The 23,693-nt window shown below is 45.8% G+C and carries 26 protein-coding genes; 7 read left to right on the forward strand and 19 right to left on the reverse strand.

Going from position 1 to position 23,693, the window contains the following annotated elements:
* Nucleotides 1–181 precede the first annotated feature (181 nt).
* Together ACN084_RS02385 and ACN084_RS02390 are read left to right on the forward strand one after the other, a co-directional pair.
* The gene (locus ACN084_RS02385; RefSeq protein ID WP_419105761.1) at nucleotides 182–832 is read left to right on the forward strand and encodes a hypothetical protein; all 651 of its coding nucleotides are present in this window, start codon (nucleotides 182–184) and stop codon (nucleotides 830–832) included.
* A gap of 41 nt (nucleotides 833–873) precedes the next feature.
* A complete protein-coding gene (locus tag ACN084_RS02390) occupies nucleotides 874–1,497 on the forward strand; it encodes a recombinase RecJ (RefSeq protein WP_419105762.1) in 624 nt (207 codons plus the stop codon).
* Between the two features lie 5 nt (nucleotides 1,498–1,502).
* On the opposite strand, the gene ACN084_RS02395 is transcribed toward ACN084_RS02390, so the two are convergent.
* Both ACN084_RS02395 and ACN084_RS02400 read right to left on the reverse strand, forming a co-directional pair.
* Nucleotides 1,503–1,862, reverse strand: a complete 360-nt coding sequence (locus ACN084_RS02395; RefSeq protein ID WP_419105763.1) for a thiol-disulfide oxidoreductase DCC family protein — start codon at nucleotides 1,860–1,862, stop codon at nucleotides 1,503–1,505.
* Nucleotides 1,863–1,872: 10 nt separating this feature from the next.
* Entirely contained in the window at nucleotides 1,873–2,721 is an 849-nt protein-coding gene (locus tag ACN084_RS02400) for an HAD family hydrolase (RefSeq protein WP_419101117.1), read from the reverse strand.
* Between the two features lie 129 nt (nucleotides 2,722–2,850).
* On the opposite strand from ACN084_RS02400, the gene ACN084_RS02405 reads away from it, so the two are divergent.
* A complete protein-coding gene (locus ACN084_RS02405) occupies nucleotides 2,851–3,546 on the forward strand; it encodes a metal-dependent transcriptional regulator (RefSeq protein WP_419105764.1) in 696 nt (231 codons plus the stop codon).
* On the opposite strand, the gene ACN084_RS02410 is transcribed toward ACN084_RS02405, so the two are convergent.
* From ACN084_RS02410 to serS, 4 genes are all read right to left on the reverse strand, one after another.
* Nucleotides 3,497–4,354, reverse strand: coding sequence for a metal ABC transporter permease (locus tag ACN084_RS02410; protein ID WP_419105765.1), 858 nt, complete (start codon nucleotides 4,352–4,354; stop codon nucleotides 3,497–3,499). The genes ACN084_RS02405 and ACN084_RS02410 overlap by 50 nt on opposite strands.
* Before the next feature lie 71 nt (nucleotides 4,355–4,425).
* On the reverse strand, nucleotides 4,426–5,154 hold the full coding sequence (locus tag ACN084_RS02415) for a metal ABC transporter ATP-binding protein (protein WP_419101120.1): 729 nt from the start codon (nucleotides 5,152–5,154) through the stop codon (nucleotides 4,426–4,428).
* Between the two features lie 8 nt (nucleotides 5,155–5,162).
* A complete protein-coding gene (locus tag ACN084_RS02420; protein WP_419105766.1) occupies nucleotides 5,163–6,101 on the reverse strand; it encodes a metal ABC transporter substrate-binding protein in 939 nt (312 codons plus the stop codon).
* Between the two features lie 213 nt (nucleotides 6,102–6,314).
* A complete protein-coding gene (gene serS, locus ACN084_RS02425; RefSeq protein ID WP_419105767.1) occupies nucleotides 6,315–7,619 on the reverse strand; it encodes a serine--tRNA ligase in 1,305 nt (434 codons plus the stop codon).
* Between the two features lie 71 nt (nucleotides 7,620–7,690).
* Between serS and ACN084_RS02430 the strand changes: the two genes are divergently transcribed.
* Nucleotides 7,691–8,782 carry a diacylglycerol/lipid kinase family protein gene (locus tag ACN084_RS02430; protein ID WP_419105768.1) on the forward strand — a complete coding sequence of 364 codons (1,092 nt, stop codon included), beginning with the start codon at nucleotides 7,691–7,693 and terminating at the stop codon, nucleotides 8,780–8,782.
* Between the two features lie 74 nt (nucleotides 8,783–8,856).
* Here the strand turns inward: ACN084_RS02430 and pheA are convergent, their stop codons facing one another.
* Nucleotides 8,857–9,774, reverse strand: coding sequence for a prephenate dehydratase (gene pheA, locus ACN084_RS02435; protein ID WP_419105769.1), 918 nt, complete (start codon nucleotides 9,772–9,774; stop codon nucleotides 8,857–8,859).
* Between the two features lie 216 nt (nucleotides 9,775–9,990).
* On the opposite strand from pheA, the gene ald reads away from it, so the two are divergent.
* Complete coding sequence (gene ald / locus ACN084_RS02440; RefSeq protein ID WP_419105770.1) at nucleotides 9,991–11,076, forward strand: alanine dehydrogenase; 1,086 nt, start codon at nucleotides 9,991–9,993, stop codon at nucleotides 11,074–11,076.
* A 98-nt stretch (nucleotides 11,077–11,174) separates the two neighbouring features.
* Here the strand turns inward: ald and ACN084_RS02445 are convergent, their stop codons facing one another.
* From ACN084_RS02445 to fbaA, 3 genes are all read right to left on the reverse strand, one after another.
* Nucleotides 11,175–11,600, reverse strand: coding sequence for a DUF3151 domain-containing protein (locus ACN084_RS02445; protein WP_419101126.1), 426 nt, complete (start codon nucleotides 11,598–11,600; stop codon nucleotides 11,175–11,177).
* 210 nt (nucleotides 11,601–11,810) lie between these two features.
* Nucleotides 11,811–12,029 carry a hypothetical protein gene (locus tag ACN084_RS02450; RefSeq protein ID WP_419105771.1) on the reverse strand — a complete coding sequence of 73 codons (219 nt, stop codon included), beginning with the start codon at nucleotides 12,027–12,029 and terminating at the stop codon, nucleotides 11,811–11,813.
* Nucleotides 12,030–12,216: 187 nt separating this feature from the next.
* Entirely contained in the window at nucleotides 12,217–13,239 is a 1,023-nt protein-coding gene (gene fbaA, locus ACN084_RS02455) for a class II fructose-bisphosphate aldolase (protein ID WP_419105772.1), read from the reverse strand.
* A 523-nt stretch (nucleotides 13,240–13,762) separates the two neighbouring features.
* Between fbaA and ACN084_RS02460 the strand changes: the two genes are divergently transcribed.
* The gene (locus ACN084_RS02460) at nucleotides 13,763–15,358 is read left to right on the forward strand and encodes an SLC13 family permease (protein ID WP_419105773.1); all 1,596 of its coding nucleotides are present in this window, start codon (nucleotides 13,763–13,765) and stop codon (nucleotides 15,356–15,358) included.
* Between the two features lie 103 nt (nucleotides 15,359–15,461).
* Here the strand turns inward: ACN084_RS02460 and ACN084_RS02465 are convergent, their stop codons facing one another.
* The 5 genes from ACN084_RS02465 to ACN084_RS02485 all read right to left on the reverse strand — a co-directional run bounded on the left by ACN084_RS02465 (nucleotide 15,462) and on the right by ACN084_RS02485 (nucleotide 18,026).
* Nucleotides 15,462–16,133, reverse strand: a complete 672-nt coding sequence (locus ACN084_RS02465; protein WP_419105774.1) for a TrmH family RNA methyltransferase — start codon at nucleotides 16,131–16,133, stop codon at nucleotides 15,462–15,464.
* A 77-nt stretch (nucleotides 16,134–16,210) separates the two neighbouring features.
* The gene (gene pyrE / locus ACN084_RS02470) at nucleotides 16,211–16,792 is read right to left on the reverse strand and encodes an orotate phosphoribosyltransferase (protein ID WP_419101131.1); all 582 of its coding nucleotides are present in this window, start codon (nucleotides 16,790–16,792) and stop codon (nucleotides 16,211–16,213) included.
* Nucleotides 16,793–17,052: 260 nt separating this feature from the next.
* Entirely contained in the window at nucleotides 17,053–17,259 is a 207-nt protein-coding gene (locus tag ACN084_RS02475) for a hypothetical protein (RefSeq protein ID WP_419105775.1), read from the reverse strand.
* A 292-nt stretch (nucleotides 17,260–17,551) separates the two neighbouring features.
* On the reverse strand, nucleotides 17,552–17,791 hold the full coding sequence (locus tag ACN084_RS02480) for a hypothetical protein (protein ID WP_419105776.1): 240 nt from the start codon (nucleotides 17,789–17,791) through the stop codon (nucleotides 17,552–17,554).
* 7 nt (nucleotides 17,792–17,798) lie between these two features.
* Nucleotides 17,799–18,026, reverse strand: a complete 228-nt coding sequence (locus ACN084_RS02485) for a hypothetical protein (protein WP_419105777.1) — start codon at nucleotides 18,024–18,026, stop codon at nucleotides 17,799–17,801.
* A 1,165-nt stretch (nucleotides 18,027–19,191) separates the two neighbouring features.
* On the opposite strand from ACN084_RS02485, the gene ACN084_RS02490 reads away from it, so the two are divergent.
* Complete coding sequence (locus tag ACN084_RS02490; protein ID WP_419101135.1) at nucleotides 19,192–19,431, forward strand: antitoxin; 240 nt, start codon at nucleotides 19,192–19,194, stop codon at nucleotides 19,429–19,431.
* Nucleotides 19,432–19,742: 311 nt separating this feature from the next.
* Here the strand turns inward: ACN084_RS02490 and ACN084_RS02495 are convergent, their stop codons facing one another.
* The 4 genes from ACN084_RS02495 to ACN084_RS02510 all read right to left on the reverse strand — a co-directional run bounded on the left by ACN084_RS02495 (nucleotide 19,743) and on the right by ACN084_RS02510 (nucleotide 23,426).
* Nucleotides 19,743–20,027, reverse strand: a complete 285-nt coding sequence (locus ACN084_RS02495; RefSeq protein ID WP_419105778.1) for a methionine biosynthesis protein MetW — start codon at nucleotides 20,025–20,027, stop codon at nucleotides 19,743–19,745.
* On the reverse strand, nucleotides 20,024–21,265 hold the full coding sequence (locus ACN084_RS02500) for an MFS transporter (protein ID WP_419105779.1): 1,242 nt from the start codon (nucleotides 21,263–21,265) through the stop codon (nucleotides 20,024–20,026). Before ACN084_RS02500 ends, ACN084_RS02495 begins: the two co-directional genes overlap by 4 nt.
* Before the next feature lie 19 nt (nucleotides 21,266–21,284).
* Nucleotides 21,285–21,557 carry a hypothetical protein gene (locus tag ACN084_RS02505; protein ID WP_419105780.1) on the reverse strand — a complete coding sequence of 91 codons (273 nt, stop codon included), beginning with the start codon at nucleotides 21,555–21,557 and terminating at the stop codon, nucleotides 21,285–21,287.
* A 567-nt stretch (nucleotides 21,558–22,124) separates the two neighbouring features.
* Nucleotides 22,125–23,426 (reverse strand): MATE family efflux transporter, encoded by a 1,302-nt coding sequence (locus tag ACN084_RS02510; RefSeq protein WP_419105781.1) that lies wholly within the window; start codon nucleotides 23,424–23,426, stop codon nucleotides 22,125–22,127.
* Nucleotides 23,427–23,693 lie beyond the last annotated feature (267 nt).

Consider the following 23,693-nt stretch of genomic DNA (forward strand, 5'->3'; position numbering starts at 1 on the left):
TATTTACCCGCCTTTAAAACCACAACATTTTTTGCCATACAACGACATAATCCTCTGCACCCACTCAAGAATGCACAGGTTTTACCACTACCCCCACAACGCAAACCACCACCGCTAAAATCAGTACAACAAGACCACAAGCTCGTCCACGAACAGGCACCCTCATAGCACGAAAGACACCATGAGTTCAGAAGAGTTCGAAGAACACACCCCATACCTATTTCACCAAGAAAACCTGACCATAATCCTTGGAAAATCAGCACAGCTAGCAACCATCAAAGAACTCATACACTCCACCCAAACACCCACCACGACAACATACTGGGGGCAACACGCATCAGAAGAACTCATAAGCTCCATCGCCACACCCCTGACCAGCCAAAATTTCTGGGAGACAATCACAGAGGGGCTCCTTCTGCAAACCCATTGGCCCACACATCCAGAGGGAACCCTCTACTACCCCACCACACCCCTCTGGCTCAACAACGCACCGTCATGGGAATATGACCCCATCTGCCCACCTGACGGGCTTGGAGCTCTCGGAGGATGGATACACGTCAAAGGACATGTACTACCAAACCACCAAATCGCCCTCTTCCAGCTCACAGACGAAAACTCATTCTGGATTTTTAGCTCACCAGAAACACTCCAACAGATACTTCACCTATGCAAAGACATCGCGCCCATAAGAGAGCACTTCGAATACGCCACAGGCTACCTTGGTGATGATGCACAGTACCAGTGCCTAGCACTACCTATGACATGCAGAAACACCCTTGAAGATGAGCTCACACTGCAAGGAAAACACTACGATTCTTTTTTCTGGGAGTAAGCTACGCCTCTTTTAAGCGCGAAGACTGGCATACTTAACTCGTGTATGTTTTGACCTTTATTCGTCGCAAGGGCGCAAAATCTCTCCCCTTAGAAGAGCTCTGCGACAAGCTCAACACCCTAGAGCCGTTCATCCCGTTCACCAGAACCTACCCTGACGAACTACAAGGCGCATTTAATCACCCAGAACTTGCCATACGAGCATTCCTCCTCGGAGCCCTCTATAACGGGTACTGGATTGGTATCGGAGTGGGAGGACTACGAGCCCCACGCTTTGCGATGGCTTTAGGAGCTGTGGGAATACCAGAATGCTCTGGAGAAGCCATTAGCTATTCACGTCTTGCCGTAGAACAAGCCCCCACCGGAGCACCCTCAAAATGCGTTGTGGTACTCGGTCATGACCAAAAGCTCTCACAGCACGCCACAGGTATTGCACGATTGCTCTATCGAGTCTGTGCAGAACGTTCAGAAGCTGAAAACCGTGTTATATCCTTACTGATCCCAGGTGTTCGAGGACAGCAAAAAGCAGTAGCACAAGCCCTCGGTATCAGTTCGCAAGCAGTCAGCAAAACACTAGTTAGAGCGCAATGGCATGAACAAGAAGCGGCGTTACCGGTGCTTCAAGAGCTCCTCAGCTCTATCCATCGGCTGACGCCAAAGCATTAGAACTCTTACGAACGTCGTGGCAAAGAACAAGTAGAACCCGGAAGCCGCCAACGATTCTGCGCAATCAGAGCATACACTTTTTCAGCAGGCAAACGCCCGATAGAAGACAACAAGCAACGCCCTAAAACTCGCAAAGAACGGTGCTGACTCGTCTTCAGAACAAGACCTACCGCAACCACACCATAAACGGCATGTCCGTCATCTGTCACAAGTGGAATAGCTCGAGAAAAACGTTGAAGGTCAACCTTCGAAGAAAACTCCTCATCGCTCCAGGCCGGAAGAATGTCAGCACGCACCTCTTGCTGAGCAAGCCAACGTCCTGCTTGAGTGCAAATACCACAGTCAGGGTCATAATAGAGTTTCATGCAGTATCGCCTAAGGAAGAAGAGTCGCTAAGGTACGTGCTACGCCATCGTCATAGACACTAGTAGTGACCTCATCAGCAACAGCAATCACTTCCTCAGGTGCTTGTCCCATGGCAACTCCACGAGCTGCCCAATGTAACATCTCTTTATCGTTGTGTCCGTCCCCAATAGCAATCGTATGCGCGGGGTCTATGCCGAGGGTGCGCCGTAGTTGCTCTAGAGATGAGGCTTTTGACACACCGTGTGCAGCGATATCTAACCATGCGGTCCAGCCGACGGCATAGTTTACTCCATGAAGACCTGCAGCATAAATAGCTTTTTTGAAGGTTTGAGGATCAACGTCCTCAGCAAAAACGACAACACGAGTAGCTTCACGGTGTTCAAGGAGTTCAGATTTTGTGACGGGTATCGATTGTGCACCAAAAGATCCGTCTTCAAAATCATCTGTTGCGTAAATATCACCGGCGACGGTCTCTAACGCCATCTGAGCGTACGGGATTTTCTCCTGCAATAAGCTCAATGCGCGCTGCGGGTTAAACGCAACACTATCAATAACGTGGTAACCATCATTAGCTGATAGCTTGAGGGTAACCGCACCATTTGAAGTCACCATATAGCCTTCGCTCATGCCGAGCTGTTGCGCTATGGGAAGTGCCGCTTGACGAGAACGCCCCGTCGCGATAATCACGGCGTGTCCGGCTGAGATAACATCTTGAACAGACTTTTTGACAGCCTCACTTAGTGTTCCGTCGTGATGTACTAGAGTACCGTCAATATCTATGGCAATAAGGTAACGGGTATCTGGTTCAAGAACCCAATGACTTGAGACAGGCGGGTGGACTCGTAGTTTTTCCATCATAGTTTCAGGTGTCTTTTCTTGTGGTGGGTTCAGGGTAAAAATAGCGGTCGTTCAAAGACTCTACCCGCTCAATAAGCTACCCATCATACTGGAGTATTAGCGAGTATTCTCTCCTGTTAGTATATTCCTATGTCTCTTTCTGATTTATCTGAAAGCACCCAAAACTATCTTAAAGAAATCTGGGGAATATCGGAGTGGTCTCAGCAAGTACCGACCACAACATTACTGGCACAAAAAACTGGCAATAGGCCTTCAAGTGTTTCTGATGCGCTCAGAAGGTTAGCGAATGCTGATCTGATTTCGTATCGCCCATATGCTCCGATTGAGCTAACAGAACTAGGGAAAAAATATGCGGTGTCGATGGTTCGTCGACACCGCCTTTTAGAGACTTTTCTTGTGCAAGTTCTCAACTACCCTATTGACAAGGTTCACGATGAGGCAGAGGTTTTAGAACATGCTGTTTCCGACATCATGATTGAACGTATTGATGCGTTATTAGGGCATCCCACCCGTGACCCTCATGGTGACCCAATTCCTGCCGAAGACGGCACAGTAGATAACCCAGAACAGAGCACTCTCACAGACTATCTTCTAGAACATTGCTGCCAAGATCCACAGCGCCTAAGAATAGAACGTGTTAGTGATAAAGATGCCAAAATTCTCAGCTTCTTTATTCAACACCAACTCGTCCCAGGAAAGACTATTCTTGTACGTGGCAGCAGGAACCTAGAAGATATACAAGTTCGTCATGAAGGGTCGTCAGAAAGTATTGAACTTAGCTCTGAACAGGGGCAGAAGATTTTTGTGATTGAGTACGAATCTTAGTGTAGATACGCTCTGAAATGAAGACTACCGCAAACATGACTCCTTGAGTAAGCACCACTGCCCCACCAGGAGAAATATCAACATAGTAACTAATGTATAGTCCGCTAATAGACCCGACTAATGCAAAAGTCACTGAGTAGCACAGCATTGTTGTGAATTTATTTGTCAAAAGACGTGCGGTAGAACCGGGGATAATCAACATTGCAACAACCAAAATAACACCAACAACTTGCAGTGCAACAACAGATGTTAACGCCAGTGAAAATAGCAGGATGCCTGATAGCACACGGGTAGATAATCCAATAGCTGCAGCATACGAGGAGTCAAAAGCGTAGAGGGTAAGGTCTTTACGTTTGTAAAGCAAAACACCTGTTACGAGGGCAGCTAGTACACATACCTGAGTAAGAGCAGCGGTACTGACGCCAAGAACGTTACCATAGATGATTTCGTTGAGGTCAATATGTGACGGCGTTATAGAAACCATCACAATGCCTAAAGCAAAAAGAGTTGTAAAGACGATACCCATGGCAGAGTCTTGTCGAATCTTTCGGTGTGAGCCAACAACCCCGATGAGCATCACTGCGACTAGAGCAGTGACAAGTGCACCAATAGCAAAAGGAATCTGAAGGATATAGGCAAAGACTACTCCAGGTAGCACAGCGTGAGAGATAGCATCCCCCATCAAAGACCAGCCCACAAGAACCAACCAACAAGAGAGCACTGAACAGACTAGTGCCGCGACAATAGTTACGGCAAAAGCTCGTTGCATCAGCCCTAGGCTAAGCGGGGAAAGAAGAAATTCAAGCATGGCAAGGTTCGCTTTCTGTCCGCATTGTTGGTGTGGTTAATGCGGGCTGGTTTTGAAGGGGAAAAGAAAAGTTACTGGGAAGATAGAACATCCGTACCAAAAACCTTCATAAGATTTTCGGGACGAAGAACTGTTTCGACGTCAGCATGAGCAAGTACTGTGCGTCGCAATAGAATTGCTTCGGTTGCGAGCTGACTCAAAGAGCTTAAGTCGTGGGTGGACACGAGAATAGTTGCCCCATCTCGTGCTAACTCATTGAGGAGGCTAACAATCATCTTTTCAGAACGTTTATCAACCCCTGCAAAGGGTTCGTCAAGTAAGAAAATGTTCGCTCCTTGCGCCATCGCACGCGCAACAAAAGCTCGTTTCCGTTGACCGCCAGAGAGTTCGCCGATTTGGCGTTCTGCAAGGTCTGTGAGTTCTACGCGTTCTAATGCCCGTGCAACCGCCTGTTTTGCTTGAGCATCGAGACGACGAGTTGTGCCGAGCCGCCAGTATGTCCCCATTGAAACCACATCACGAACAGACACCGGAAAGGTGAAATCTATTTCTTCGCTTTGGGGGACATAACTGACGACTCCAGTCGAACGCGCCTGTTGTGGGCTGTGACCATCAAGGGTAACAGTACCTGTACAGTCACGATGTACTCCCATCATGGTTTTGAAAAGGGTTGATTTTCCTGATCCGTTCATCCCAATCAAACCACAGATACGCCCTGATTCGACGCTAAAGTTAACGTCATCAAGGGCATGGACGGAACCATAATGGGCAGAAACCCCAGTAACTTTAATGGCGCTCATAATATATTTTACTTTTCCTGAGTTAGAGCTTTGGAAATGGTCTTTGCATCGTAGGTGATGAGGTCTAAATAGGTCGGAACAGGTCCGCCTTTTTCAGAGAGGGAGTCCACATAAAGAGTTCCACCAAAAGGTGTTCCTGTTTCGGTGACAACTTGTTGCATCGGATGATCAGATACAGTAGATTCGCAGAATACTGCTGGAACTTTTTTGTCTTTAACAAATTTAACGACTGACTCAATTTGTGAAGGTGTTGCTTGGGCATCAGAGTTGACAGCCCAGATATATTTTTCCTGAAGTCCAGCATCTTTAGTGAGGTAGGAAAACGCACCTTCGCAAGTCACAAGGGCCCGTTGTTCTTTGGGGATAGTGGAGATACTTGATACCAAGTCATCATGAACTTTCTGAAGTTTCTCTTGATAGGCCTTAGCATTTGCTCGATAGTCTGACTCATGAGCAGGGTCAAGTTTAACGAATGCGTCAGCAATGTTATCTACGTATTTTTTGACTACGAGTGGGCTCATCCAAGCATGAGGATTAGGTTTTCCCGCATACGCATCTTCGGTGATGCTAATTGGTGTAACGCCTTCACTAACTTTTACGTGAGGTGCATGGGTGTTCTGAACAAATTTCTTGAACCAGGTCTCAAGGTTGAGTCCATTATCGAGAATGAGGTCTGCGTGAGTTGCCTTTTCAATATCACCAGGAGTTGGTTCATAATGGTGAATTTCAGCACCAGGCTTTGTAATCGACTGAACGTCGAGATGGTCACCAGCAACATTTTGTGCAATGTCTTGAAGAACAGTGAAGGTGGTGAGGACATGTGGTTTGCCGGTTGAGGCTGATGCTTCTGCGTTACTCTTTGCTGATGGGGAGCCAGCGCCTCCGCAAGCGCTCAGGAGCAAGACTGCTGAGGTGCACAGGGCTAGGAATTTAGGTGATTTTTTCACGATGAATACCTTTCACATCATGATGTTTGATAAGGCTATACCTTGCATTAGGTGAGGATTAGAAGTCTGCGTGTATTGACGAGTATAGCTTAAATGTTCGTCTAGACGAACATTTTTTTAGAGTGTCCCGTTAACACTCCAAATACGACAAAAGAGGCAACCCTTGAACGCCCAAGGATCGCCTCTTTTTTAGCGGCTAAAACAGCAAAAGTATTATTGAGCCACAGGAATAACCTCTAACCCGCCCATATATGGACGCAACGCTTCAGGGATACGAACAGAGCCATCAGCCTGCTGGTGTGTTTCTAGAATGGCAACAAGCCAACGGGTCGTTGCTAAAGTACCGTTCAATGTAGCCACTGCACGAGTACCACCCTTCTTCGTCTTCCCTGAAGAATCAACGGTATCGGCAAGACGTTCACGAATGTTCAAGCGACGAGCTTGGAAAGTTGTGCAGTTTGAGGTTGAAGTCAGCTCACGGTAGGTACCTTGAGTAGGAACCCACGCTTCGCAGTCAAATTTACGGGCAGCAGAAGATCCAAGGTCTCCAGCTGCTGTATCAATAACACGATAAGACAACTCGCATTTTTGAAGCATCTGTTCCTCCCAGCTCAGAAGCTGAGCATGCATATCTTCAGCCTCTCCTACGGGGCAGTACACAAACATTTCAGCTTTATTGAACTGGTGCACACGAATAATTCCACGAGTGTCTTTTCCGGCAGAACCAGCTTCGCGACGGTAGCAAGAAGACCAACCAAGGTATTTCTTTGCACCCTGAGAGAAGTCAATAATCTCGTCTGCATGGTAACCAGCTAAAGCAACCTCAGAAGTGCCGACAAGATACAGGTCGTCACGTTCTAAACGGTAAATCTCATCGTCGTGTTTGACGTTAAAACCGGTACCGTTCATTGTTTCTGGGCGTACCAGAGTAGGTGTTGTCATCATGGTGAAACCGTCAGAAGCAGCTTGATCTAACGCCATGAACAACAACGCTTGTTCTAAACGAGCAACATGGCCTTTGAGGAAGTAAAAACGAGAGCCAGAGACTTTAGCCCCACGCACCATGTCAATACCGTCTACTAGTTCACCAATCTCAAGATGGTCACGAGGGGAGAAACCTTCTGCCTCAAAGTTTCGAGGTTCACCAACGGTCTTGAGAACAACATAGTCATCTTCTCCGCCGACGGGGACACCATCAATAACAAGGTTTTCCATGCGAGTCAGGAGTTCTTCTTGCTGAGCTTGCGCCTTTTCAGAAGCAATTTTCGCTTGAGCTACACGTTCAGAAAGTTCTTTGACTTCAGCAAGCAATGCCTGCTTTTGTTCTCCTTGAGCCTGAGCGACCTTCTTGCCGAATGTTTTCTGTTCAGCACGCAGATTCTCAAATTCAGTGATGCTAGAACGGCGGGTTGCATCAGCTTCAAGAATCTGGTCTACCAAAGACTCATCAGCGCCACGTTTACGCTGCGATTCACGGAATAGGTCTGGGTTTTCACGAAGAAGGTTAATATCAATCACGGTATAAATTTACCGCAATTACTGCGGGTTCGCTCAAATTCACACACCCCATAGTTGATACGCTAACTATCATGAACATCAGCACACGGAAAATAGTCATTTATAGCACTCTCGCTTTAGGTGCAGGATGTAGCGTCGCTACGTGGGCGTTTAATATGCTCAGCAGACACGGAGGGCGAGACGTTTTCCCTATATACCAGCCATCACATGTGATGCTGTCACCGGGAGAGCCTCAGAAGGTTGCGGTTATTTTTAATCCAACGAAACCTCAGGCAGAGTTAAGTTGCCAGACCATCAAGGAACAGTTGGCTCAGGCGCAATGGCCAGAGGCATTATTTTATGAAACAACGGTTGAAGACCCCGGCTATCAAGTTGCGCAAAAGGCTTTAGAGCATGGGGCACAGCGCGTTATAGCTATTGGTGGTGATGGCACAGTTCGTGAAGTTGCTTCAGCTCTAGCCGGCAGCGAGGCCACGTTAGGTATTGTGCCGATGGGTACAGGTAATCTTCTCGCACGCAATCTTAACTTAGCCTATGGAGATGTTGCAGAGTCAGTTAATACTGCCTTGTATGGGACTCCCGAACGGGTTGACATGATTCAGATGAAAATGACTCATCGAGATCAGAGCATCACTGAACGGCGCTACATCATCATGGGTGGGGCAGGTTTTGATGCCCAAATTATGCATGACACTGATGAAAAGTTAAAAACTAGATTTGGGTGGGTTGCGTATTTGCAGGCAGGTTTAAAAAATCTTCTCAAACCACGTAAGTCTGTCAAAATTACAGTAGATGATCGGCCTCCTATACGACGTAAAATCCGTTCAGTTCTTATTGCTAACTGTGGTCAGGTGCAAGGCGGGGTAAATCTTACGTCTACGACAAATGCTCAAGATGGTCAGCTAGAAGTTATTATTCTGGCTCCTCGCAATTTGAGTGAGTGGATTATTGTAGGAGTGCAGTTTGTTCTAGGTCCTCAAATATTCAATAAGCGCCGACGAGTTCTTGAACATGTAGTGGGCAAGAGTGCAAATATTAAGTTCTTTCGAGAAGAACAGCCGGTAGAGATTGACGGGGACACTCTTCCTCATGCGATTCGTTTACAGGCGGAGGTCTTACCAGGCGCGGTGAAGATTTCGCTTTATCCTCAAGAATCAGAATAAGAGCTAAATGGTGGGGTGTATATTCTGAAGATGGAATATACACCCCGTGATTTTATAGTCATCTAAGGGATAAGTTATTGCAGTAGGGATTTTACCCACTGCTCAGCTTGAGAGAATGCCTTATCAGCATGCACAGGGTCTACAGTATTTTTTTCGTAGAGTGCACGAGGATATGACCCTAAAAAGGTGAGTTGCGGGCTGATTCTATGGAGTCCACGTAGCGCATCTTGCATCCGTGATTCAAAGAGGTGACCGTCAGCGTCAATTGAGAAAAAGTATGACCCCAAGAACTGTCCTGTTGGACGCGATTCGATACGCGAAAGGTTAATACCACGAGTCGAGAATTGTTCTAGGAGGTTAAGTAATGCTCCAGGTTCATCTTGAGGCAATGGAACTACCAGCGTTGTTTTATCTGCACCAGTAGGTTCGGGGATAACGGGGTTTTTTGCAACCAAAATAAACCGTGTAACAGCTTGTTTGTTGTCACCAATGTTTTCTGCAAGGACAGTTAGCTCAGGGTTGTTTTGAGCGACAGCTGGTGCACAGACGGCAGCATCATAGGTCGGGTGATTTTCAAGTAATCCCATGGCGGCAGCCGCTGTTGATTGCTCTGGAACATAGTCTGCTTGTGGAATGTGCTGTTCTGCCCACTGTCGTATTTGTGCCCATGCATGGGAATGTGTTGATACACGTTGAATATCGTCAAGGTTGATATTTTTGCGTGCTACGAGGGAGAATTCGATGGGTACGAGCACTTCGCGGATAATTCGCAAGCTTTTTTCACGAGCGATAGAGTCAAGCGTTGCACTGACTCCTCCTTCTACAGAATTTTCGATAGGGACCATAGCCGCGTCTGCTTGATCTAAGAGAAGTGCTCTAAAGGCGGCAGGAACGGTGGGTGAGGGGAAGCGTTCACTGGTATGAGTTTCGGGGATGCTCAGAAGTGCCGATTCGGTGAAGGTTCCAGATGGTCCGAGGAAGGTGTAGCGCATGCGTTCTAGTGTATCTGTTTCTTAGGAGGTGTTTTGACGTAGCGACAGGTGTATAAAAGATGCTTAGGTTAGGCATCATGACGGTGTTTTACATATTAAACAACCACCCAAAGGTGAAGTATATCACACATAATTGTTATCTTTGCGCAACCGCTAGAGAATGATATTTAGGTCACACAAGGCCTATTTGTATATTTCAGTCCAATGGAGGATCTCATGCGCATTAGCGTACCCCGCGAGATAAAACCACAAGAACAACGAGTTGGCATGACCCCAGACGGTGTTCACGCTCTCGTCGAAGCGGGACATGAAGTTCTTGTAGAAACCGACGCCGGCGTCGGTGCAGGCTTTAGCAACAAAGAATACCAAGAAGCTGGTGCACGCCTTGTCAGCGCAGATGAGGCATGGAACAGCGCAGAACTTCTTGTTAAGGTCAAGGAACCCATCGAATCCGAATACCAGTATCTACGCGAAGATTTAACCCTATTTACGTATCTTCACCTTGCAGCAGACAAACCACTCACACAAGCTCTCATAACAGCAAAGACACGTGCTATTGCTTATGAAACAGTACGTGTTGGGCGAACCCTACCGTTACTGCTACCCATGAGTGAGGTTGCAGGTCGTCTTGCCGGCTCTGCAGCAGCACAATATCTACTCGGCTCCCAAGGTGGCCCCGGCATCCTTCTTGGTGGCGTTCCAGGTGTTGCACCAGCACGAGTCGTTGTCCTTGGCGGCGGCAATGTTGGTACCCATGCGGCACAGATGTGTGTAGGACTTGGCGCCGAAGTCACCATTCTTGAAGGATACGGCCCTCGAGTACGCGAATTGAATACTATTTTTGGTTCTACAGCTCGTATTCTGAACTCAACACCACGCAATATTGCGCGTGAGATTTCCGAGGCAGACGTTGTCGTTGGGTCAGTGCTTGTCCCCGGGGCAAAAGCTCCCAAGCTAGTACGCCGAGAGCACCTGTCTTCTATGAAAACTGGTGCATTGCTCATCGACGTAGCAATTGATCAGGGTGGTTGTTTTGAGACTTCCCGACCAACCACCTATCAAGACCCTATCTATGAGGTCGATGGCATCCGTCATTATTGTGTCGCAAATATGCCGGGGGCTGTTCCACGTACCTCTACGGTGGCACTGACCGATGCCACCTTGCCTTATATCCTCAAGCTTGCACAGGGCGTTGATCAAGCATTAGCAGAAGATTCTTCCTTGCAAGCAGGGCTCAACACCGATAGCGGAAAAATTATGTTCCCTGCCGTTGCAGACGCATTTCCTGATTTAGTGAAGTAAGTTCCCGCTTGTTCATATGTCATAGGGGTGGTGTTCAAGAACAAAATTCTTGAACACCACCCCTATGACGCACTGTGCTTGTATCAGGTAAAGATATTTTAGGAAGTTTGTTTTAGTCGTTGCGCTGCTTCAGGGTCAGAATCATTGAGGAATTTTTCAATGCGTGCAGATTCATCTGATTCTCCTATTGCATCAGCTGCTTCTCCGAGCAAGAATAAGGCTTTTAGAAAACCTCGGTTTGGCAAGTGAGTATAGGGTATGGGACCGTGCCCACGCCAGCCATTAGCACGGAGAGAATCTAGCCCGCGGTGGTATCCCACACGAGCATAAGCATAACCTTGAATCAGATTACCTTCCTCCAGCGTTTTTTCCGCAAGAAGCGCCCAAGCCAGTGACGATTTAGGAAAGGATTGCGCTAACGCTTCAGGCGATTCCCCTTGTTCAATGCGGGCAAGCAATTCCGTTTCTTCTGGCAAATAGGTGGGGGCAGGCCCGTCTAGAAGATTTTTTCCGGCTAAAGACATGATATTTTTCCCTCTTTTTGTGTAATTACAATTTTTTATCCCTCACCTATTATGCAAGGAGTATACGCAGTCATCCTACCGAGGATTACCCTGACCTTAGTTCATTTACGGCACACAAGAAAAGCTGCCCGCCACAACAAGTTGATGACGAGCAGCTTTTCAATCACCTAATAAAAGTTAGCTACCTCTAAGAGAAAATACTTAGTTACGTTATTCGGCAAAAGAGGTCACACCGTTGACGCCTAGAACGCTATCTCTTTTTGATGTTTCAGGGTGCTCTACCTGCTCAAGGTTCTGAGTTTTGTACCATTTGATAGCAAGAAGGTTCTTTTTAAGCTGAGTAATTAGCACTGCGACAACCAACGCTCCAACAGCAAGCGCCACTAAAAGATATACGAGAACAAACACCGTTGTTGTTTCTACAGACATCGCAGATTCTCCTTAAGATTGCCGATGCATTTTGGGTAAAACATTTCACCCTTGTGAGCAATATTACTCTTCATATTCTTAGAAAGTCAACAAAATCTTTAGAAAATCAATAAAAAATACGGTGCGACAAGCTCACATTGTGAACCTGTCGCACCGTAACAACGATAAAACGTTATTCTTGCAAGAACTACTTGATAGATGTTCCCACAGAGCCAAGCTGCTGGGCAGCCTCAACAACGCGAGCGCTCATGCCAGCTTCTGCTGCAGCGCCCCATACACGAGGGTCATAGGTCTTCTTGTTTCCGACTTCGCCGTCAACTTTAAGAACACCATCGTAGTTGGAGAACATGTGTCCAGCAACAGGGCGGGTATATGCGTACTGGGTGTCAGTGTCAATGTTCATCTTGACAACACCGTAAGATACAGCATCGGCAATTTCTTGCTCAGTAGAACCAGAACCACCGTGGAATACAAGGTAGAAGGGCTTCTCTTTACCGTACTTCGCGCCGACTTCTTCCTGAATTTCTTTGAGAAGTTCAGGGCGGAGGTGCACGTTACCGGGCTTGTAAACGCCATGGACGTTGCCGAAGGTAAGAGCTGCCATGTAGGTGCCTTTTTCGCCAAGTCCAATAGCTTCTACAGTTTTGATAGCGTCTTCAACAGTGGTGTAGAGAGAGTCGTCGATAGCGCCTTCTACACCGTCTTCTTCGCCGCCGACTGCACCAATTTCAACCTCAAGAACCTGGTGGTTCTTTGCGGTACGTGCAATCATCTGCTGAGCGATTTCGAGGTTCTCTTCTAGTGAGATAGCAGAACCGTCCCACATGTGAGAGTTGAAGATGGGGTCTTCGCCACGAGCTACAGCTTTTTCAGATTCTTCGAGAAGGGGAAGAACATAGGAGTCTAGCTTGTCTTTGGGGCAGTGGTCGGTGTGTAGTGCAATGTTTACATCGTATTGCGCTGCGACAACTTTGGCGTATGCGGCAAATGCGAGTGCACCAACGACCATGTCTTTTTTGCTAGATCCAGACCAGTAAGCTGCGCCACCGGTTGATGCCTGGATAATACCGTCAGACCCTGCTTCTGCAAAACCTGCGATAGCAGCGTTGAGTGTCTGAGAGGAAGTAACGTTGATTGCAGGGTACGCAAAACCTTTAGTCTTTGCGTTTTCGAGCATTTCTGCGTATTTTTCCGGGGTTGCAATAGGCATGCGGACTCCTTGGAGTTTTGTTAGATAGCCACCGGTATTGATGACTGCGTGTTCACGGTACGCTTGTTCAGCTATGTGGCATAAGCGCACATTCGTACTTCTTATTCTAGCAACTTACAGGCTAATAGCTACGGAATTTTTCGCAATGTTTCGGACATAAACCCACTTAATAACACGCTATTTCGCCACCTTACAAACAACTATTACCAGCTTTAACACCCTTTCCAAGGGGAAGGAAAAGCCTACTAAACTCAAATGTCACAGCAAAACCCACGCTTTTCCACGCCATTAAATACCACCACCAAGAAAACTAACTAAATCTCACACAATGGCACATCACACCCCTACACAACACACCTAGAACAATTCTCATCTTTTGGAATAAAAGATGTCTTTTTCTGCACTATCGGCGCGCCTAAGATAGCTTTACCACCAACCTTGTGGCTAGAATCGCCGAATATGCATCACATTTTGTGAGGGTTCAACGACGCGCCCTCCACACAGCAATAAAGGAACTACCACTATGAGTAATCCGCACCCACACGTCACAGGGGATCACCTCAAAAACTATGAGCCAGTCCCCACACAAACTATCGATCAGGTACAACTTTCACGAGGCTCACGAGCAGAAGAAATAGAATCAGGCGAACGCACCAAGCGACTCATCGGCCTATTCGGAGGTCTATTCGCAGCACTTCTGATGTATTGCATCCTGCCAGCAGATATGCCTCACGCAGCACGACTCACCGCAGCTACGGCCGTCCTCATGGGTGGCTGGTGGATGACAGAAGCTCTCCCCATACCCGCAACAGCACTGCTACCATTAGTGATTTTTCCGGTCTTCAACCCAGAAGTAAAAATCAACGACGTAGGAGCCTCCTACGGCAACAGCATCATCTTCCTCTTCATGGGAGGATTCCTCCTAGCCCTTGCCATGCAACGCTGGAACCTGCACCGGCGTATCGCCCTTCTCACCCTAAGAGTTATGGGCTCCCGGCCCTCAGCCATGGTTGCCGGCTTCATGATAGCTACAGGCTTCCTCTCCATGTGGGTTTCCAACACTGCAACAGCTGTCATGATGCTCCCCATCGGCGTTTCAGTTCTAACCCTCATCGCTCAAATTCAGCATAAAGACCCAGGAACAAGCACCAAAGATGCGACAGCAGAACTCGTCACATCAAATTTTGGTACGGCACTCATGCTCGGCATCGCATACTCTGCATCTATTGGTTCGCTAGGAACGCTCATTGGAACCCCACCAAACACCCTACTTTCCGGTTACCTTGCTGATACGCACAACATCGTCATTGGTTTTGGACAATGGATGCTTGTCGGCGTTCCTCTAGCCGTCATCATGTTATTCATTTGCTGGTTTATGCTCACCCAAGTAGTATTCCGACCCGAAATTAAAGAGATTCCAGGCGGTAAAGAACTCATCAATAACGAATATAAGAAGCTTGGGCCCATGAGCTCAGGAGAGCTTCAAGTGCTTATCATCTTTATTGGTGCAGCACTTGCATGGATTTTCGTCCCCGTCATTTGGGGCAAGCAAGCACCTATTACCGATGCTGGAATTGCCATCCTCGTCGGATGTATTCTCTTCATGCTCCCCGCTGGTAAAGCCGGCAAAAAAGGTGTTCGACTCATCGACTGGGATACCGCTATGCAACTACCGTGGGGCGTCCTCATGCTTTTTGGTGGAGGCCTTGCACTCTCTAGCCAATTCACAAAATCCGGTCTTACCGAATGGATTGGCAAAGCAGTAGGTCACCTCGACGCGCTACCTCTAGTGCTCATGATTTTCTTAGTAACAGCAGGAGTCATCTTCCTCACAGAGTTAACCTCAAACACTGCAACAGCAGCAACTTTCTTACCTGTTGCCGGTGGTATCGCCATGGGAATGGGATTCAACCCAATGCTACTAGCTATTCCTGTGGCACTTTCAGCAACCTGCGCTTTCATGCTTCCGGTAGCTACCCCACCCAACGCTATTGCCTACGGCTCTGGTTATGTCTCCATCTCGCAAATGATTAAAGGCGGTTTCTGGCTCAACGTCATCGGCATCTTCCTCATTACCGCAACCACCATGACTCTAGCCACCTGGGTCTTTTCTCTCTAACAACAGAAATATAACGACCCAAAACTAAGAGATACATTGCTGGTGGGGCGGTTAAGAATGTTCTTAACCGCCCCACCAGCATCGTTTTAATAGTTATAAAATCCTAGGACGAATGCACTTTTTGCCCAAAGACATGGCGACGCACCCATGCGTGCATGGCCACTGCTGCAGCACTTGCCGCGTTCATCGAACGGGTAGAACCAAACTGTTCGATAGATAAAGTAGCTTCTGCTGCATGGTGAATCTCTGGTGAAAGACCGGGGCCTTCTTGCCCAAAAACAAGAACACATTTTTCAGGTAGATCGTAAGTTTCTAACTGCTGTGAATCTGGAAAAATATCGATACCAATAACAGCGATATCTTCACTACGCGCCCACTCTAAGAACTCTTCAATCGTGGGGTGGTGACGCACATGCTGATACCTGTCAGTTACCATTGCGCCGCGTCTATTCCAACGCCGTTTACCGATAATATGTACTTCTCGCGCAAGGAACGCATTAGCTGTACGTACAACAGTTCCAATATTCAAATCGTGTTGCCAGTTTTCAATAGCAACATGGAAGTTGTGACGTTTGGTGTCGAGATCAGCAATAATTGCTTCCATTTTCCAGTAACGGTATTTATCAACAACGTTACGGCGGTCGCCTTCTCGTAGGAGCTGATCATCCCACCAGTCACCTTCTGGAAGCTCTCCTTCCCACGGGCCAACACCAATGGTGTGAGATAGCTCCGCGGAGGTTTTTTCATCTTTTGAGCTAGCGTATTCTTCACTCACCTTATCTCCATCTGCCAAGAAAAGAGTGGTAGCAGCGACACCAGAAAAGGTGCAGCTGCTACCACCAGAAAAGTTTTTTAGTCGAGACCTAAATCAGTTTTTGAGTATGCGTAGAGGCAAGGGACTCCTGCAACCTCTTCAATATGTTCTTTTGCGCCCGTAGCACGGTCTACAATCACAGCTACAGCAACTACCTGAGCGCCGGCAGCGCGTAAAGCTTCAACCGCGGTCAAAGCAGACCCACCGGTGGTTGAGGTATCTTCAACAGCGACAACACGGCGGCCTTGCACATTAGGGCCTTCTACCTGACGTCCCATACCGTACGATTTCTGCGCTTTACGAACCACAAAAGTGTCAATAGCGCGGTCTTCGTCGCCGGCAGCGCGCATGATGGCATGCCCGACAGGATCAGCGCCCATGGTGAGCCCACCAGCGGCATCAAATTCAATACCGGCAGAGTCAATCAGGTCTAACATGACCTGACCGACAAGACGTGAAGCCTCATGGTGTAAAGTTACTCGACGCAAGTCCACATAGTAGTCTGCTTCCTGACCAGAAGCGAGAGTTACTTTTCCGCGAACAACGGCAAGTTCTCGGATAAGTTCTTGTAGGCGTTGGCGAGCTTGTTCAATGGGCATTTTTTCGGAGAGCTTAGTCATGCTCTCTAGTCTAGTCATCTTCTTCAGTTCACACGAGATAAAGCATCGCTAAGATGATGAAAAACTCGTAGGCATCTACGCTTCGGCATCATGGCCAGTTTGGTTGCCAGCGGTGAACATTTGATTCGGTAGTACACAGTTATTCTGTTTGCGAAGCAACTGGTTCTGCGTTGGGCCTGCTACTTTTCACAAGCGGGAACTTTTTGACCCTGAATAGTTAAGTGTGCACCCCAGTTAGGGAGTACTCGAGCATGCTCGTTTTACCTTATAGAATGACTATTTTTGCGTGCTGCTTTGACAAATAAAAATGTCATCACGGCGCACATAAAAACACCAAGAACAGCAAGCGCAACAGAAGTGGCCACACTTAGATTTAGCACCATCGGAACGAACAACATGACGGTGACAATAGCAACGACACCGAGATAGTAAGCTGGAAGCCATTTCATATTTTCAATGATAGACACACAGTATTTCTTACAGTATGTATAGACACAGTCAAAAGGCTGACATTTCCCACCAGCCGCAACTTTCACCCCGCACAATTCACTTATTGAAGCATTCCCTATCGTGCGGCCAAAGAGAAAAGCTGGCTTCGTAAAAACGACTCTTGAACACTTTGAATTACTCCCTGATGTGTTTGCCGAGGAGCCTTTTCGGTGCAGGTTTTCGATATGGGTTTTTCGGGTGTACTGGTTGCTCGTTGTTCCCGTGCCAAAACCAGTGAAATTGGAACGGGTTATATATTTGGTGAGAATACTACTTTTGGAAACTAGTTAAAGTAGCATTCCCCAAAGATTTCGCTGCCTCAAATGCCACATATCTCTCAACAATTGAGGCATTTGGAAATACCCGCGCATACTCTGCAATTGCTTGTCTACGTTGACCTGCTACAACATAACCACAGAACGCCTGTAGCTCTGGTGTTGCAAAATACTCGTAGACACCTTTCGTCTGAAACATACGTAACAGAGTTTTTACCTTTTCATTTCCAAACATTTTTCTCCTAAATCACCCATGGGGTTGCACACCAGACACCTGCAGCTACCAGATATGTCACGATACCTACGAGTCCGCCTTCAAGCACATTGACATCAACTAGCCAAGCTAACGCCCAAGCTACTTCATACCAATTCTGAGTTGCTAGAAGATAGTCGCTGACCGGCAAAAATCCAGCTGTAGGAGCTGGGCAACCATAGTTCCAGTCAACTTCACACCTGAAGGCGTTAAGCACAGAAGCAGTTTCTTAAAAATCATGAAACCCTCCCGCTCTTATTATGCAAAACATATGTTATGCATGACTTGTATCTCACTGTAGAGAGCTTTTTGAGAGAAGTAAACGTCAAAACAGGTATTTTTAAATATCAAAACAAGTATTTTCTAGTTACTTGGGGTATCCCCCCCTGCTCTGTTCGGCAAAGAGTGAGCGCTGGACGCAACTAGATAGTACAAGTCCAGTTAGTTACTCTTACAAACCACCACACGGCGACAAGAACCACCCCTTAGCTTCCAACACCAACAGTTGCCACCAGAGCCAACATCAACTACGCGAAAACGTGGTCAATGTCGATAACCAACACACGATAGAAAGAGGGGCTGGTCTGGTAAAATGCGTACTTGTATAGGTCTACCCGTAGGGTTTTGGTCAGCGGAGCGCTCTTGGTTTCCAACAGAGAAAGACCCTCTGGGTGTCTGTGACGTGTACGGCGAACCGGGCTTCTTTTGTTGCGGCTCTGCTGGGTACTGCTAGACGCGTAGACACAAGCTTGAATTCCTTTCGCGGTAAGACGCGAGACGGAATTTATGAACCGGAAGAGCGATAACCCTTCCGGTTCTTTTTTATCTAAAACTGCTCTAAGTCCGTTCTAGATTCTCTATCGGTTCCTTATGAATGGCGTGACTGCGCAACGATTGCAGCATATATCCCAGTGCTTATCGCAATAATTAGCAGAGCTAGCATCGAATAGTTACTGACAGCGTCATTTATAAAGCCCATGCTTCTAGCAACTAGTAGAGATATACCGATAGCAAAAAATACCAAAGGCAGGATAATTTTATTTTTTGTTAGCACTTTAATTCAGCACCTTTATTGAGATGAACAGCCTGTAACAATTCCGTTGATTTCTGTGAAAGTGACCCCATTTCCATCTTGAGCACATTCTTTAAGCTTTTCCTGTTTCCATCTGAGCACCTCTACTCTGGTGGTTAGCGTAATATTAATCGAATCATGGCAAAAATAATCAGTCAACTTATCACATCACAAATTGATAAAACACAAACCCCGTGTGTACGGGGAAATCTTTTTAGAGTCGCACATAAGGGATGAGAAATAAAATATCCCCAAAATTCTTGATTCAAACTCCTTGACCTCACACAATACAATGTGCCATGTATATTACATGGCTACTACATCAGATAGCGTACTCACAGTACGCATACCAACCACCCTCAAAAAGCGTTTAAATGCATTGGCTCAGCGCACTGAACGCCCTGTCGCTTTTTACGTCAAAGAGGCATTGGAACAGAGTATCTCAGAACTTGAACATGCTTATGAGTTGCAGACTTGTGCTCAAGCAGTACGTGAAGGTAGAGCCCGCACATATACCCTTGATGAAGTCCGCGCTGAATTAGGTCTATAACGTAGCTAATTCTTTATGGATGAAGATCTTTGATAAGCAGATGAAACACCTCTGAGAGGTGGCGAGTTATCCACAGCTTCTCAGAAGCACGTTTAAGTAGGAGGCTTAATGAAAAAAGCTTCTTGAAAGAAGCTTTTTGTAGTGGGGTAAAAATAGGGGCAAAATAGCTATTGACCAGGTTAAATAGTCTTACATGGATTTTTAACTTCCACCCAAATGTCACACCCTAGATTAATGAGCTGTTTGCCTTCCCTATCGTGCAGTCAAAGAGAAAATCTGGCTTCGTGAAAACGGCTCTTGAACACTTGGAATCACCCTAAACGTTGCCCAGCAATGTGCAAGAGAAGACGCCCATCACCACATCCAAGGTCAAGTACTTCATCTCCGTCGTTTACGATGCTCTCAGCGGCGGCAAAGTCCCATGTCGCTCGGACAGTTGTTGCTTCATATTCATCAAACAAGGGCTCATCGAAAGAGTATTGGCTTACTCGAAGTTTTGCTATTCCAGACCTCACAATTTTGTCTATTGGTGGTTGCAAATCAATGGCATCTAATGCTAATTGATTATGCTCAAATCTGCTTGTTCCAGCAGTCATCTCAGTATCCTCTTTTCTTTTTTTGAAAGTTGTTGTTTATTAGACCGATTTACAAACGCGCCAAATAATCCTACGAACGTAGCTATAAAACCGACTATAACTAAAGCAAGACCAGCTTGATCAACATGTATAAAAGCGGAACCAATAAAACCTATAAATACTGCAGTTTGCAGGAGTAAAACATAGGCAGGCATCTGAAGAACTCGCTTTGTCGAATCTACTCTTTTGATGATAAACCCTGACATTAGAGAATTCTGAACACCGTTAGCAACGCCAATGAATGCTGCTGCTACCACTATCTGCCAAGTAAGTTGTGTTGAACCTACTATTACGATGCTGAGACCAATTACGGCTGCTGCTATAGAAGCACCAGACGCCTCGCCGATTTTCTTTCCTACAAAGCTAGAAAAAATTACGGGGCCTGCTACCAGGCCAGTGCTCAGCGTTGCAACGATAACTCCGTAAATCTCGGCGTTTATACCGAGTTCATTACGGATTCTTACCAGAAGAAGAACGTTTAATGCGCTAGTTACCAAAACTGTAATGAGGAGCGGAGTGATTGCACGAGATACTCCTTCAGTCCGGAGTAACCCCAATATATCTACGCTTTTACTATCTCCATAACTATTTTTCGTACCTACACCAACGTTCAATAGTTTAGGCAACGATATAGCAGTGCAGGCTACAGAAATAAGCATGAGAATAGCTACATACAAGAACCCCTGAGGCCCGGGTGATAAGGCAAAAAAGATACTTCCAATGAGTGGTCCAACAACATATCCAAGGTTACGTACCGATTGAATCACTCGGTTTGCTCTATCGATTCCTGCCTCATCAGTAAACAATGCGGGAAGCGCAACCATCACCGCAGACCAGAGTATAGAGCCTAGACACCCAAGTGCTGCGGAAACTATGAGACACCAGAACAGCGTATTCATAAATGATGCAACAGCAATAAGTGTTGCTTCAGCGATAAATACAATATTGATTACACGCCGAGCGCCGAAAAATGCAAGCAAACGAGGTGAAAAAAAGCCAGCTGATATACCTCCAAGAAGCCCAGCAGCAAGTAATGCAGATACTTGTGCAGGTGCAGTTTGACCTGTCTCTGAAAAACGTAAGGCAAACATAACTTGCGTTGCCTCATCTCCAAAACTTCCTAGAAATAGTGCTACGCAAGCTATACCTGTGGCAATTTTAGTGTCAGACCTTTTAAAGAAATCATCTATGTAACTCATAAAATGCAGCTCTTACCCTTTATCGTGGGGGTTGTTTGTCCCAGTCTAGTCGCTCTACAACCATCACCATGAGTACTGCTACCAGTATCCCAATGAGTCCCGGCATGACTGCCCCTACCGGATCATTGCCCCATGCCTCTGGTAATAGCGCTTTGACAACTACTGGCACGCCCCATAGGAGCCATAGCGCTCCTATAAGGGTGAGGGTAACTGTCTTTTTCTTTGAGCGACCAAAGAACTGGCGGGCTGGTTGTTCCTGCGTGTTGTTTTTGATTCCTAGCCATGTAAGCATCTGAGGCTCCTATCAGCTGATGGATATTGATAAACAATGTCACCAAAACAGGTAATCGCTCATTTCATTTAAACCACCTTGTTAAAGTGAGGCTTAAATTTTCTCAAGAAAATTTTTAAAATAATAATATTTATTCCATAGATTACTCAGTTTTTCATTGATGGCACAAGCAGCAACCCTCTGACAGAATCTTCATTTGGTAACCGGCGCTCCGTGCCTCAACGCCATGGCAGGAACAAGAAAAAATCCATATTTTTTTACACTACTCATTGTCGCTTTTGCAGACATAACATCGCAACGGTAACCCAACCAGATTTTGTGATGCACCTTTCCGGTATTTTGTTCAGCTTGAGGCTGTAACTAGGTTTACATGCGTTGAAGGAGTCGTATTACAGGTAAGCAGTTGCCGAAAAGTTAGGTTAAGTATCACTACAGTGAAGCATGATTTTTGAAGAACAAATTATTCTGATGACCGTTAACAGTCATACCTTGTTCCCAACACGTATTTCCAGCAAATAACTAAGCCTGCACATATAGACCATGCTTACCATACAAAAAATCAAACCGCTAATTAGTCTGAGCCTTTATAAACCTCGCTCTAACCTGTTTTCTGCTCCATATTGCTCTAAACATCCAATACCCAAGCAGTCCAGCAAAAGGCCAGATACCAGAAAAGATATTTAATAACAACAATGCAATAGGAATTTGAATTGCCCAGACTGCTAAAGAGTTAGATTTAAAATCATCTATAGTAAACCCATAAAAGCGTTGTAATGTAATATTTGAGTACGCAACACAAGCAAAAGGAATAATAAAGGTTAGGAATATATCCAGCTTATAAAACACATAAACAACGTCTTCATCTGGAGATATAAAACGTCCAAAGAATACACAGAAAATAATAAATAAGACAAGAGTAAAAGCAGAAACTCTGACAAACACCCTGTCTATATACTTCTTGATAAAGATAAAATCTTCGCCTTGGGTTTCTTCTTTATATTTACTCCCCAAGATAAATAAAATACCACTCGAGAAGCTTGAGATTATTATAAAAATAACGATGTGGAGTTGAACAGCAAACCTCATTCCTGCAAGTTCAACAATTCCTGCAGCAGAAATCAATGCGGTAAAGATTATATTACCCCCATAGTCTACGAAAGCAGACCCAAGTGAAGGTAAAGAAATTTTGCCCCACCCCTTATAGTTTCTTTCAACATTTTCTGAGTTTTCATTAAATTTATTCTTCTCTTTATTGAAAACCAGATAAAGGTATACAAGAGGAACGAATGAAGCAAAAGTACTTCCTAAGCCTGCTCCAACAACCCCTAACTCAGGAGCAAAAAATAATCCATAGATAAGGAAAAAATCAATAATTATATTGAATGGCGCGGTTATACAGAATACAATAATTGGAACTTTTGTTTTTCCCCAAGAAACTAATTGTATTACGATAAGTGTTGAGATAGTCTCTGCAATAATACTAGGAATTCTAGCAGCAAAGTATAAAATCGCGGCGGCCCAGATAGAATCAGAACTATTCTTAGAAAGTAGTATCGAGGATACTATACCTACCAAAGAAATAAATAACGAAAGAGGAACAAAGGTTTTTAAAAATAGTTTAATTCCTACAGTCTCGCGGATCGTATCAGAGTTTACACGTGGTGCGAGAATTCTATAAGCCATTAACGCGCCAAGAATACAATTTACTGGAAGTTCGTAGAACGATGCTCCTAAAGAAACACCTGCAAGAGCATTAGTTGAGTAATAAGAAATCAATGCTGAATCTGTTAAACCAACAACGATACTTCCCAGCGATGCGAGAAGAGAAGGCCAAACATATTTCAGCAAATTATTTTTTTCAGTGTTCACGCTGCTACCCATGATTGTTTTCTGACCCTTTGAATAGTACAACGCAGACAAGAATATAGCGAACCTCAGGAGTCTCTAGCCAACGATTAACAAGACTTCTTGAACATATTTTGGAGAGCACATATGCTTCTGACAGCATACAAGCTGATTGTCTTACACCTCTTTTTCACGCTCACTCCCCCAACGACGAGAATCATCTATTACCCAATTAGATGATTCAACTATACGTGACGATGTTTTGAATCTTATAGATACATTTTCCGGAAC

The organism is Rothia sp. P7208 (genome assembly GCF_048512915.1).
Taxonomy (GTDB): Bacteria; Actinomycetota; Actinomycetes; order Actinomycetales; family Micrococcaceae; genus Rothia.